Origin of the sequence: Dapis hubbardiae BLCC-M172, from assembly GCF_050016015.1 — a bacterium.
Lineage (GTDB): Bacteria > Cyanobacteriota > Cyanobacteriia > Cyanobacteriales > Microcoleaceae > Trichodesmium.
This window is the reverse complement of the sequence record NZ_JBNHEQ010000194.1, coordinates 1-12,126: the sequence shown is the minus strand read 5'-3', so window position 1 is coordinate 12,126 and position 12,126 is coordinate 1. Positions and strand designations below refer to the sequence as shown.

Genomic DNA, 12,126 nt, shown 5'->3' with positions numbered 1-12,126 from the left:
TGCGTATAGAGCAATAGTAATTTCATTTTCTGAAGCTCCTGCGAGATGGAGGTGAATAGTGAGAATTTTCCGACTATTACCTATAGAGTCAGAATAATTTCATTTTCTGAAGCTCCTGGAAGATGGAGGTGAATAGTGAGAATTTTCCAACTATTGCCTATAGAGCAATAGTTAATTCATTTCGTGAAGCTCCTGGAAGATGGAGGTGAATAGTGAGAATTTTCCGACTATTACCTATAGAGCAATAGTTAATTCATTTCGTGAAGCTCCTGGAAGATGGAGGTGAATAGTGAGAATTTTCCGACTATTACCTATAGAGCAATAGTTAATTCATTTCGTGAAGCTCCTGGAAGATGGAGGTGAATAGTGAGAATTTTCCGACTATTACCTATAGAGCAATAGTTAATTCATTTCGTGAAGCTCCTGGAAGATGGAGGTGAATAGTGAGAATTTTCCCACTATTGCGTATAGAGCAATAGTTAATTCATTTCGTGAAGCTCCTGGAAGATGGAGGTGAATAGTGAGAATTTTCCCACTATTGCGTATAGAGCAATAGTTAATTCATTTCGTGAAGCACCTGGAAGATGGAGGTGAGTAGTGAAATTTTCTGACTACTTATCACTTTCAATATTTTGAAATTTTTGTTGTTCTCGGTAAACCAATTACTGTATTCTTAACAAAGAAAAATATATCTATTCCCAAAGGATAATTTTTAACATTAGTTTCCCATTCTGACCAGAAAAACTCCGGTAAACCAGGGATAGAAATTGTTGTTTCTGCTAAAATTCCCGGTCCGGTTAATATTACTTTTTCCCCTGATTCTAAATCTAATCCTTGCACAAATAAAGTAGTTGATTTTTCTGGTTCTTCTGCTGTTCCAGAATTAAAATTTTCAAAGTTAGGAATAGAATTAATATTCTTAATTATCGCAAAATCTGCAAGTTGAGAATTATCAGTAAAACTACACCCTGTATGAAACAATAACCAAGCTTTTACATCTCCATCAAAATCTGAACTTAACCAAACTTTTGTTTCTAAATCTAACATTGTTAAACAGGCAGCAGCAGAACCTATATTTAAGTCTGATGGTGGAGTTAAATTGATATTAATTTCTTGCTGTTTTCCTGGATAAGATAAAGCATTGAGTAGTGCCCGAAAAGTTGTTTGAGAATCATCTACAATATCTGAAAAACCTGGTAGTTTTGTAACCATAGAAAAATATTTAGAATAGTTTTCATTATCAATTATCCATTATCAATTATCAATTGACTTCATTCATCTCCTCTTCTAAGGGTAAAGAAATTAACTTTTGTCGCCTCTGTTTGAGATTCTTGAACTTCTTTTTTGCGTTTTGCCTCTGCTTGAAGAAATTCAATAACTATAGACTGCACAATATCATGCCATTCTGGAATTTGCATCAAACCATCACACAATGCAGCAAGTTCCGCATGACGATACGATCGCCCTCCCACATAACCAAAACCTATAACCTCCTCTATCTTTACAGTACAGCGAGTAATAGTCATCTCTCCTAGATTAAAAATTTGTCCCGTACCTCCAGCGCGGCCTCGTACCATTGTTAGACCTATTTCTGGTGGCCTGATAAAACTGTATTCAGGTAAAGTCCCTATTTCTGCTATTTTTGCCTCCAACTGGTTTAAATTACTCTTGGCCAGGGTTGCCATCCACCTTTGTCGCGTTTCAGTTTGAATTTCCATATCATACCTTTAGACCAACGTTGGATAATTTACTCATTCTCTAGATATAAATCTAAAAAGTATTTAATGTTACGATATAATAAAATGGTGATTATACCGGAAACCTTTTCCTTATAATCCCTATCTACAGTATTTCTTAATGAAAACTGTAGGTATTGAAAATTGTTATTGTAATCCCTACCTAACTGTATTTTCAATTAGGAATGTGGGTATTTTCGATTTTGAGTTTTTGATTTATTGACCAAGGTGAATTTATGCCATTTTCAATCGATACAGCCCGCAATATTTTCCCTAACACTTTATCTGCTGATGCAGTGCCAGCTACCATTGCCAGATTTAATCAGTTAAGTGCTGAAGACCAACTAGCTCTGATATGGTTCGCCTACCTGGAAATGGGTAAGACAATTACAGTTGCTGCTCCAGGAGCTGCCAATATGCAGTTGGCAGAAATAACCATGAATGAGATTAAGAAAATGAGTTTCCAAGAGCAAACCCAAGTAATGTGCGACTTGGCTAACCGCTCTGATACACCACTTTGTCGTACTTATGCTACTTGGTCTCCAAATATTAAGTTGGGTTTTTGGTATCAGCTTGGAGAATGGATGAATCAAGGACTTGTTGCTCCTATTCCAGAGGGATATAAACTTTCTGCCAATGCTTCTGCTGTATTAGGAACTATTCAAGGATTGGACTCTGGTCAGCAAATCACCGTTTTACGAAATTCTGTGATTAATATGGGATTTGATGTTAAAAACTTAGGTAACTATACCAGGATTTCTGAGCCTGTTGTTGCACCAAAAGATATGGCACAGCGAACTGAAGTAACTATTCAAGGTATTGATAATCCCACTGTCTTGAATTATATGAATAATTTGAATGCTAATGACTTTAATGCACTAATTGAGTTATTCACTCCTGATGGTGGACTTCAGCCTCCTTTCCGTAGACCAATTGTGGGTAAAGATTCTGTTTTACGTTTTTTCCAAGAAGAATGTCAAAACCTCAAGTTAATTCCAGAGCAAGGAATTTCTGAACCGGCTGATGATGGTTATACTCAGATTAAAGTTACTGGTAAATGTCAGACTCCCTGGTTTGGTGCTGGTGTGGGTATGAATATTGCTTGGAGATTTTTGCTTAATCCAGAAGGTAAAATCTTTTTTGTGGCGATAGATTTATTAGCTTCTCCTAAAGAGTTGTTGAATTTTGCTCGGTAGAAATCGGTTTTTTAACTAGCTATCAGCTTTTCCTTACGGAATGCTGCGCAAACAGCATTTAGCTGTCAGCTAAAAATTCGAGGGTTTAAGTCCTCCACAAGAGTTTGAAAAAATTAGTGGTGCGTGTTAATGGGGGTTTGAATCCTCCATTATATACCAAGAATAAGCTGACTGCTGATAGCTGAGTGCTGACTGCTACTTCAACATTTGAAGCTAATTTTAGCAAAGTTATTTAACCTACGAAAACTAAAAATCAATAAATTTTAAAGAGCGCTTCTCAAACGGAGCGCTTTTTTGTTTGAAAATATAAAGGTCTATATGTTATGATTAAGAATCACATAAAAAATCATAATCAAAATACATTTTTTAATAAAGATGATGCAGATTACTAATATTGAGTGGTCTACAACAGAAGAAAAGATTGCTCAATCAGCTTTGGAAAAAGCTAAGGAACGAGAAATAAATGCTTTAATGGCAACGGTACGCCAACAAGCAAGTGGAATTCAAGAGTTTAATGACTTATGGCGTCTGCATGATTTTCTCAGCGCGAGAAGATATGATTTAGATGGAAAGTATGACTCCAGAAATGCAACTGTAATTTTTTCTCTTGCTGGTTTAGTCAAAGAGGGATGGTTGAACATTACTGAGCTAGAAGGTTTGGATCAAGAAAAGATTACAAAAGTATCTGCTATGACTAGGATGATCTAACTAATATTCTATCTTAAAGATATATGTAAATGAAGGGCGGGTTTTGAAATGAGTTTTGCTCCTTTAGTCTAAACCTGTCCTTAGATTTATACCATTTCTCAAAAACTTTTCAACTTGTGTCTTGAGTAGGGGAGTAAGGGAGTGGGGGAGTGGGGGAGTGGAGGAGTGGGGGAGTGGAGGAGTGGGGAAGTGGGGGAGTAAGGGAGTGGGGGAGAAGTAAAAATAATCATAATTAACATTAACTGGCTAACAATTATAAGAATTTCAAATAATGATGAAACACTTTGAAGGAAAGAAAAAGTCGTCCCAGTCTTATTCATAATGACTATGGATATGGGAGTTATTTTATCGGTGTTAATTACTTGATAACCAAACTATAGCATTCATGCCTGGGAATTGGTATAATTCTAAATTTATCAACTTCCGCTACACTACTTAATCTTACTGAAATGTGAAATAATTTCTAGAAATTACTGTAGCGTTAAAGTTTTCGGGCTATAAAATCTTAATGCATGAATTGGGAGTTATTTTATCGGTGTTAATTACTTGATAACCAAACTATAATTCATGCCTAGGAATTGGTACAATACTAACTTTATCAACTTCCGCTACACTACTTAATCTTACTGAAATGTGAAATAATTTCTAGAAATTACTGTAGCTTTAAAGTTTTCGGGTTATAAAATCTTAATGCATGAATTTTGAATTTTGAATTCCGTGAAACGGTATTAGACTATCAAGATTGACTATCTGGTAATAGTTTGGGTAAGACGCGATCGCAACAAAATAGAGTCCCTGCTGCTACACAAAGGGGAATACCTACAAAATTAACTATGGGAATAGTAATTAAGGCTTGACAAATTAACCCAAAGGTGGCACTTGCTGGAAAACTACGACGGACTACTGTTAACTTTTCTCTAAATTTTAATTTTCTTCTCTCCAAAGGTCCATCAAAAAAGTCAAGACAAACAATAGAGGTTGTGAGAATAATACCACCAATAGTTGCTATTAAAGAGCCTCCAGGAAAAAAGTTTAGTAGTAACATTGGCAACCCTATTCCTAGAAACAAAGCAATTTTTTTTAGCTCAAAAAGTATCGCTCGCCAAATATCCTTAAGAGAGGCTAATAAACCTGGAGGTGCTTCAGGCAATGTACCAGTTCTAATTTTTTCTAATTGTTCAGAAAGTTGACCATAAAAAGGCGAACCCAGAATAACTCCAAATTGTACTAATAAAAATCCAATTATTAGAAGTAATATGATAAATATGATGAGTTCTATAAACCAATCTAAGATATTATCTAAATAACTTAAAAAATTTAACCAAGTTGGTAGTTGAGCAATCATAGCATCAAAACGCAAAGATAAACTATTAAAAATAGTCTCAGTCAAATCAATTCCCGGCAGAAGTAAACCAATATAAAGAATAATTCCGACCACAATATTAATAAAAATCGGAACAATTATATAACCTATCAATTTGGGATTTTTGACAAATATTATTAGAGCGCGAAAATGGTAAGTTGCACCTGCTACTAATCCTACAGGAGCTTCAAATATAGATAGTATTGATTTTGAATTTTGCTGTTTTATCATAAGTTTATAACTCCCCAGCTCCTATACTCAAAAAAGTTTAGCAAAAATTTATCAAACTTGGTATTAGATCAAATCTAGTAGTATCCGTATAAAAAAGCAGAGAAACCTGGTTTTTATCAAATACCCTTGTAGGGACGTTTTGCTAACGCAAAACTCCGCTTTATATGTCGGCGACAGCCGAAGTGCGTAATTAGGAGTATTCCGTCAGGAAAGTTGTGCGCCAGCAAAACGCTGCGCGACATGGAAAGCAGAGCATTCCGGAACGGAAAACGCATTTTTGCCTGTGCAACATCCCTACCATTGACCTCCCATAAACCCAGTTTCTTGTTACTCCAATTTATCGGGAACCGAAGCCAGCAAATTTGATATTATCCCTAGAATTTTTTTGATAGTAACTACGGCATAAATATGGCAATTTTAACAATTGATAATGAACAATGGATAAGTAGGTAGACAAAATTATTTGTGTATTTGCCGTTTACTTATTTATGAGCTTACCTCTTACTTATTGACTCTTCCCTACTACTGCCAAAATATTAAATTAATTCTCTCCAGATAATTATTGCTCTGCTGATTAAATATAAAATAATTGACAGATAAAGGTTTTAACCTTTTTAAGTTTGCAAAAAGTACCTGGTTTTGAGCTGCTTGATGGTCAAAAAGTTAGGATTTTGGGTTGAGTATATTAGAAAAATCAAAGGATAATTCTTCCTCTTGCCTCCTCTAAATTTCCCATTCCTCCTGGCTCCTGACTCCTGACTCCTACCCTCACCAATAAGACTTTTTCAGCAAACCCTAATTAATTATTTTTGAGCACAATTCTCCATTATCCATTGGTAATTAATTTTGCTTATGAAATTCTCAAAGTAGAACAGAATTATATTTAATTAATTAATTTATAATTTTTAGTTTTAATCTCATACAAGTCCGATGAGGTAAGCATTCAGAATTCAGCTAACAGCTATCAGCCATTAATTCATCCTGTTTGGAAGGAGAAATTAGTCTGATGGCAAGAATTAAAAATCTGACACGAAAAAGGTCATCAGCTAATCTTAGTATTTGCTTTATTCTTTACGAAAATACGAAAAGCTGAATGCTTACCCGATGAGCGAAAAGCTGATTAAAGATATCTATCTTCTGCCTCATCCTAATAATCAGCCTATAGTACAAAATAAAGTCATAACTTGTTTTTATATAGAATTTATCAAGTTATATCATGTCCGGTAGCATCGGTCTTGTATAGGTAAGGAAGAAGGAATAAAGAAGAAAGAAGAAAGAAGAAAGAAGGAAAAACCTTACTAATGGTAGCCCTTTCCCCAACTTTTAGACAAACGATACCAACGGACATGATATTACTAAGGTACAGTTGTTTTTCTTAACCGAAAAATCAAGGTATAAAGCCTCTCTATATCATGGAGAAAAAAGAAAATAATTCCTTTGAGCAAATCCCTTTATTCTAGAAGTTGTTTTTCTTAACCGAAAAATCAAGGTATAAAGCCTCTCTATATTATGGAGAAAAAAGAAAATAATTCCTTTGATAAAATCCCTTTATTCTAGAAGAAGTAATTATTAATTGTTAATTGTTAATTATTAATTATTAAACCCCTACTCCCTAATTTACAATTCAGAAACCCAGCCATAAGATTCAGTAACTTTTCCAGTTTTAATATCTTCCAACTTTTGTAAAATTTCAGGAGCATATTTTCGTTCATTAACAGGAGGTAAAATCATATCCTTACCTTGATAATTAATAGTAGAAAGATGAGCAATAGTAGCAGCAGTTCCCATACCAAATGCTTCAGAAAGATTTCCCTCTTGATAAGCCTCCGCCACTTCATCAATAGAAATTAATCTTTCCTCAACTTTAACACCCATATCTCTAAATAAAGTTAATACACTATCTCTAGTAATTCCCGGCAATATAGTTCCAGTTAACTGAGGAGTAATAACCACATCATTAATAACAAAAGCCACATTCATTGTGCCACATTCTTCAATATATTTTTTCTCCTTTGCATCCAACCATAAAACATTATCATAACCCTGTTTTTTAGCTTCTTTATCTGCCAATAAACTACCACCATAATTACCAGCACATTTAGCAGCACCAGTTCCACCTTCAGCAGCTCTAATATATTTATCAGTCACAATTAACTTTACAGGTTCAGAATAATAAGCACCTACCGGAGAACTAATAATAATAAATTTATAACTATTTGCTGGTTTAAGACCAACCGATTCATCTGTGGCAAAATAGATAGGTCGAATATATAATACACTACCTGATTGAGTAGGAATCCAATCAGCATCTAACCTAATTAATTCCTTCAAACCATCAATAAAAATTTCTTCAGGAACAGGTGGCATACATAATCGAAAAGCTGATTCATTAATCCGTTTATGATTAGCTTCCGGGCGAAATAATAAAGGTTTTCCTGTCGGACTTCTATAAGCTTTTAAACCTTCAAAAACTGTCTGACCATAATGTAGTGCAGAAAGAGAAGGAGACATAGGAATATTGCCATAAGGAATAATTTTTACCTCTTGCCAACTATCATCTAAGTAGGTAGCAACCAACATATGGTCGGTAAATACTTTACCAAAGGGAGTATTATTAATATCCTGTTCTTTAATTCGAGAGTGGGTAGTTTTTTCTATAGATATTTGAGAATTAACTATTTGCATTATTGTCTGCATCGTCTAATAACTACAATTTTTCTAGAATAGCATTAATAACTTAGTAGTTACCAGTTATACCTAGAGAATTTTTGTTTGAGTCAGGAGTGTAGGGGCTATTCACATTTGCGCAGCATTATGAAATCATTTATTACTTGCGTCATCGTTTTTTCATTTCCTGCTGCATATAATTGTAGGGGCAATTCGCTTTTCGCCCCTACTTTAATCTGTTATGACTGATTCGTATATTTAATTGTGTTTTCTTGATTTATGTATAGACAAACTTTACACAAACTATTATCATAAAAGTCTGGTCGAAAAAGAAAAAAATGATCATAAGTCATTGCTACAAAATCAAGCCAAATCAAGAACAAATAGCTAAAATTGATTATTGGCTAGAACTTTTGAGAAGACACTGGAATTATGCTTTGGGTCAACGATTAGACTGGTTAAATAGAACTAGATGTCCGATAGACCGTTGCTCAATAGTTTCAAGTCCAATTGGCGAGATTCCTTGTAGACCAGATTATTATTTTCAGCAATCAGCACTTAAAGAAACAAAACAGTTATTTCCTAAGTATAAAGAAATTTACTCTGAAGTTCAACAAATTAATTTACAGAGACTAGATAAAGCTTGGCAACGTTGGTTAGTTCCTGATAAGACAGGTAAAAGATTTGGTAGACCAAGATTTAAAAAGTCTGGCAAATTAAGATCATTATGTTTTAGTAGAGTAAATCATCCTAAAGCTGCAATTAAGTTTGATGGAAAGCAAATTATTATTAGCAGATTTGGTGCTATTCCAGTGATAGTTCATAGACCAATTCCAGAAGGCTTTACTATTAAAACTGCAACTATAACCAAAAAAGCTGATGGCTATTATGTAAGTTTTAGTTTAGAAGACAAGTCAGTTCCTAGTCGAATTATCACAGACAACATCAAAACTGCTGTAGGTATTGATGTAGGCTTAAAAGAGTTTTTAACTACCAATACTGGAGAAACTGTTTCTGTCCCAAATTTCTATAGAAAATCTCAATCTAATTTAGCTAGAAAACAAAGTAAAGCAGCTAGAAAAGAGATGGGTTCTAATAACTGGAAAAAAGCACAAAACAAAGTAGCTAAATTACATCAACATACTGCTAGACAAAGAGAAAATTTTCATTATAAAACTGCTCATAAATTAGTTAAAGAGTATGACTTAATTGCTGTAGAAGACCTTAATATTAAAGGTTTAGCTAGAAATACAAAACTATCAAAATCAATCTATGATGTAGCCTGGGGAGCTTTTATTGAAAAGTTGAATGCAGTAGCGGTAAAACGCGGTGTTCATATAGTTAAAGTTAATCCTCACAATACATCACAAAATTGCAGTAATTGTGGTCATAAAGTACCTAAAACTTTATCGGTTAGAACTCACTCTTGTCCCAAATGTAAAACGGTTTTAGATAGGGACGAGAATGCAGCAATCAACATATTAAATAAAGCATTAAACGAGGTGGGTATCATCTTGTCTGCTTGTGGAGGATTAGACATTAGTCAGCCGATGAGACAAGAAACTTCTGAAACTGGGGTTCAATTATCTTTGTTCTAGAAGCTCCCGTTATAATCTCCGATTTAACGGGAGAGAACTTCACAAAGCACCGCCTAGACCAACAGTAAAAAAACGCCTAAATATTAGTTAAAAATTCCTCAAAAATTAGACCAAACCCACCCCTATTTTAACTGCCTAACTTACTTAATTATCATTCTTGGCAATAACCCAAATGGCATGAATAATACCAGGCAGAAAGCCTAACAAAGTGAGAAGAATATTAATCCAAAAAGCGCCTCCAAGACCAACAGTTAAGAAAACACCTAAAGGCGGTAAGAATATAGCAGCTAGAATTCGTAGTATAGTCATTTTAGTTACTCTTGTAATTGTTAAACTATTGTTTTTTCAGTATATGGCAGAAGCCATAAAGGTTAGGAATTATAGAATAGCCCAAACAAGTCAATATTAATAATTAACCTTCCTGCTTCTTTATTATTCCTTCTTTATATAACTTCAACTCTTAGTAGAACCTTTACCGAAAAATTTAGGAGGTTCTGCTAAAGTATAAACTTCCCTTTCAGTGGCGATCGCCTCCCGCAGATGTTTAGGCACTTGTAACATTCCTAATAAAGTAGTCCCATCCAACATCCGAAATCCACCAGTAGTTTTTTCTGCCAAAAGTTTATCAACTTTTTCTGTATCAGGATAACTATCAATCATCTCCCTGGAACCCAGAACAAAACCCCAAGGTCGCCCATAAGTAGGGACATGACTACTATAAGATTGAACATAAGGAAATACTGCCTTCATTGTATTGAGAATTCGAGCATGAAGTTTCATTTCCCCAGGAGAAACAGGGCCAGCTTGGACAACAAAAAATCCTCCTGGAGTAAGTACCCGGAGAATTTTTTCAAAATAGTCCTTAGTAAATAATTGAAATGATGGCCCCTCTTCAATAGGATCGGAAAGGTCAGAGATAACCACATCCCAACCTTCACTAGAAGTATCCAAAAATTCTAAAGCATCACCAATGACCAACTTGAGGCGAGGGTCATCAAAAGCATTCTTGTGCATTTCTGGCAAATACTGCCGACAAGCTTCTACCACTTCTCCATCAATATCAACCATGGCTACTTTTTCCACAGTTTGCCAACGTAAAACCTCTCGAATAGTAGCTCCCTCACCACCACCAAGAACAAGAACTTTACTAGGAGAACCATGACAAATCATGGGAGGATGTACTAAAGGTTCATGGTATAAAAATTCATCCCCTGTACAAGATTGCCATTTACCATCAAGAACCAGTGCTTTACCATAAATACCTGTTTCTACAATGTACATTTCTTGATAAGCAGTTTTCTTGTAGGCAAGAACCTGAGTAATACCATGAACATAAATATCCCAAGGTGTGATATACTCACTAACCCACAAATCTGCACCAACTTCACTACCAGCCATAAGACATACTCCTGGATAAAATATTGATCTAAATAATATTGATACAGAATGTATTTCTTAGCATAAAATGGCTTTTTATTCCAACTAGATTCGGTAAGGGGTCTCCCGTTATAATCTCTGATTTAACGGGAGAGAACTTCACGCACATTGATATACAAATCTGAGCTTTTTAGAGATATTATTAACTCAATCACCTAATTTTATCCCTATGATGAGAGTAGTTTTACTCAAAATATCAAGACCAAAAACGATTTTTCCTAATTAAAATTATTGGGACTCATCAGTTAAGTCTTACTTTTAACTTTTGACTTAACAAGTTATAGCTTGTATTCAAGTATAATTCATTGAATAAGTTACTCTTCATACTACCTACTATGCAAAATAATACAACTAACAACTTCCCAAATATATCTTTCAATGAGTGGGATGCAGAACTGTATGATAGTAAACATTCCTTTGTTTCTAACTTAGCAGTAGATTTATTAGGATTACTTAATCCCCAAATAGGTGAAAAAATTCTTGACCTTGGTTGTGGTACAGGTCATCTGACTTATAAAATTACTACTAGAGGAGCAAAAGTTGTAGGAATTGATAATGCTCCTACTATGATTGAAGAAGCTCACCGTTGTTATCCAGATATTAAGTTTTTAGTCAGAGATGGAGTTAATATTGAGTTGAAAGAAACATTTGATGCGGTGTTTTCTAATGCAGCACTTCATTGGATTCAAGAACCAAAAAAAGTTATGCATAATATTTGGCGTGTACTTAAACCAGGAGGTCGTTTCGTTACAGAATTTGGTGGCAAAGGTAATATTGAAACAATTATTAATGGTATTTATCAAGCTTTAGATGCTGCTGGTTATAGTAGCAATAAAGAACTTAATCCTTGGTATTTTCCTAGTATAGGAGAATATGCTAGTCTCTTAGAATCGGAAGGTTTTTTGTTGACTTTTGCTAGGTTATTAGAAAGACCAACTAAACTTCAAGATGGAGAATATGGTCTGCGTCATTGGATTAAGATGTTCGCGACTTGTTTTTTTGAAGGAATTTCTGAAAGAAAGCAAAATATTATTATTGATGATATTGAGAATAGATTGCGTCCTCATTTATATAAGAAGGGTAAATGGATAGCTGATTATAAGAGAATTAGAATTATGGCTTTTAAGGAAGTTCAATAATGGATAATGGATAATGGATAATGGATAATGGATAATGGATAATTGATAATT

At 34.5% G+C, this 12,126-nt stretch carries 10 protein-coding genes; 4 read left to right on the top strand and 6 right to left on the bottom strand.

Translation table 11 applies throughout. The features are described 5' to 3' along the window. Positions 1-624: 624 nt before the first annotated feature. Both phnH and phnG read right to left on the bottom strand, forming a co-directional pair. A complete protein-coding gene (gene phnH / locus ACP6PK_RS17700; protein WP_094673377.1) occupies positions 625-1,212 on the bottom strand; it encodes a phosphonate C-P lyase system protein PhnH in 588 nt (195 codons plus the stop codon). Positions 1,213-1,271: 59 nt separating this feature from the next. Beyond that, entirely contained in the window at positions 1,272-1,718 is a 447-nt protein-coding gene (phnG, locus tag ACP6PK_RS17695) for a phosphonate C-P lyase system protein PhnG (protein WP_094673378.1), read from the bottom strand. Positions 1,719-1,972: 254 nt separating this feature from the next. On the opposite strand from phnG, the gene ACP6PK_RS17690 reads away from it, so the two are divergent. After that, positions 1,973-2,932, top strand: coding sequence for an orange carotenoid protein N-terminal domain-containing protein (locus tag ACP6PK_RS17690; protein ID WP_426561285.1), 960 nt, complete (start codon positions 1,973-1,975; stop codon positions 2,930-2,932). A 375-nt stretch (positions 2,933-3,307) separates the two neighbouring features. Beyond that, on the top strand, positions 3,308-3,640 hold the full coding sequence (locus tag ACP6PK_RS17685; RefSeq protein ID WP_168186471.1) for a hypothetical protein: 333 nt from the start codon (positions 3,308-3,310) through the stop codon (positions 3,638-3,640). A gap of 736 nt (positions 3,641-4,376) precedes the next feature. Here ACP6PK_RS17685 and ACP6PK_RS17680 read toward each other — a convergent pair. Next, a complete protein-coding gene (locus ACP6PK_RS17680) occupies positions 4,377-5,234 on the bottom strand; it encodes an EI24 domain-containing protein (protein ID WP_426561283.1) in 858 nt (285 codons plus the stop codon). A 1,617-nt stretch (positions 5,235-6,851) separates the two neighbouring features. Next, positions 6,852-7,931, bottom strand: coding sequence for a branched-chain amino acid aminotransferase (locus ACP6PK_RS17675; RefSeq protein WP_426561281.1), 1,080 nt, complete (start codon positions 7,929-7,931; stop codon positions 6,852-6,854). Positions 7,932-8,239: 308 nt separating this feature from the next. Between ACP6PK_RS17675 and ACP6PK_RS17670 the strand changes: the two genes are divergently transcribed. Continuing rightward, positions 8,240-9,499, top strand: a complete 1,260-nt coding sequence (locus tag ACP6PK_RS17670) for an RNA-guided endonuclease InsQ/TnpB family protein (protein WP_094673086.1) — start codon at positions 8,240-8,242, stop codon at positions 9,497-9,499. Between the two features lie 144 nt (positions 9,500-9,643). Here the strand turns inward: ACP6PK_RS17670 and ACP6PK_RS17665 are convergent, their stop codons facing one another. Both ACP6PK_RS17665 and speE read right to left on the bottom strand, forming a co-directional pair. Then, positions 9,644-9,808 carry a YqaE/Pmp3 family membrane protein gene (locus ACP6PK_RS17665; protein WP_094673085.1) on the bottom strand — a complete coding sequence of 55 codons (165 nt, stop codon included), beginning with the start codon at positions 9,806-9,808 and terminating at the stop codon, positions 9,644-9,646. Between the two features lie 144 nt (positions 9,809-9,952). After that, positions 9,953-10,897: a polyamine aminopropyltransferase gene (gene speE, locus ACP6PK_RS17660; RefSeq protein ID WP_426561278.1), complete on the bottom strand. Its 945-nt coding sequence runs from the start codon at positions 10,895-10,897 to the stop codon at positions 9,953-9,955. Positions 10,898-11,271: 374 nt separating this feature from the next. On the opposite strand from speE, the gene ACP6PK_RS17655 reads away from it, so the two are divergent. Continuing rightward, complete coding sequence (locus ACP6PK_RS17655) at positions 11,272-12,075, top strand: class I SAM-dependent methyltransferase (protein ID WP_426561276.1); 804 nt, start codon at positions 11,272-11,274, stop codon at positions 12,073-12,075. The last annotated feature ends 51 nt before the right edge of the window (positions 12,076-12,126 follow it).

Excerpts from the sequence above, each read along its gene's own strand:
- ACP6PK_RS17685 (WP_168186471.1), top strand. The coding sequence starts at position 3,308 with ATGATGCAGATTACTAATATTGAGTGGTCTACAACAGAAGAAAAGATT.
- phnG (WP_094673378.1), bottom strand. The coding sequence starts at position 1,718 with ATGGAAATTCAAACTGAAACGCGACAAAGGTGGATGGCAACCCTGGCC.
- ACP6PK_RS17655 (WP_426561276.1), top strand. The coding sequence starts at position 11,272 with ATGCAAAATAATACAACTAACAACTTCCCAAATATATCTTTCAATGAG.
- ACP6PK_RS17690 (WP_426561285.1), top strand. The coding sequence starts at position 1,973 with ATGCCATTTTCAATCGATACAGCCCGCAATATTTTCCCTAACACTTTA.
- speE (WP_426561278.1), bottom strand. The coding sequence starts at position 10,897 with ATGGCTGGTAGTGAAGTTGGTGCAGATTTGTGGGTTAGTGAGTATATC.
- phnH (WP_094673377.1), bottom strand. The coding sequence starts at position 1,212 with ATGGTTACAAAACTACCAGGTTTTTCAGATATTGTAGATGATTCTCAA.
- ACP6PK_RS17665 (WP_094673085.1), bottom strand. The coding sequence starts at position 9,808 with ATGACTATACTACGAATTCTAGCTGCTATATTCTTACCGCCTTTAGGT.
- ACP6PK_RS17670 (WP_094673086.1), top strand. The coding sequence starts at position 8,240 with ATGATCATAAGTCATTGCTACAAAATCAAGCCAAATCAAGAACAAATA.
- ACP6PK_RS17675 (WP_426561281.1), bottom strand. The coding sequence starts at position 7,931 with ATGCAGACAATAATGCAAATAGTTAATTCTCAAATATCTATAGAAAAA.
- ACP6PK_RS17680 (WP_426561283.1), bottom strand. The coding sequence starts at position 5,234 with ATGATAAAACAGCAAAATTCAAAATCAATACTATCTATATTTGAAGCT.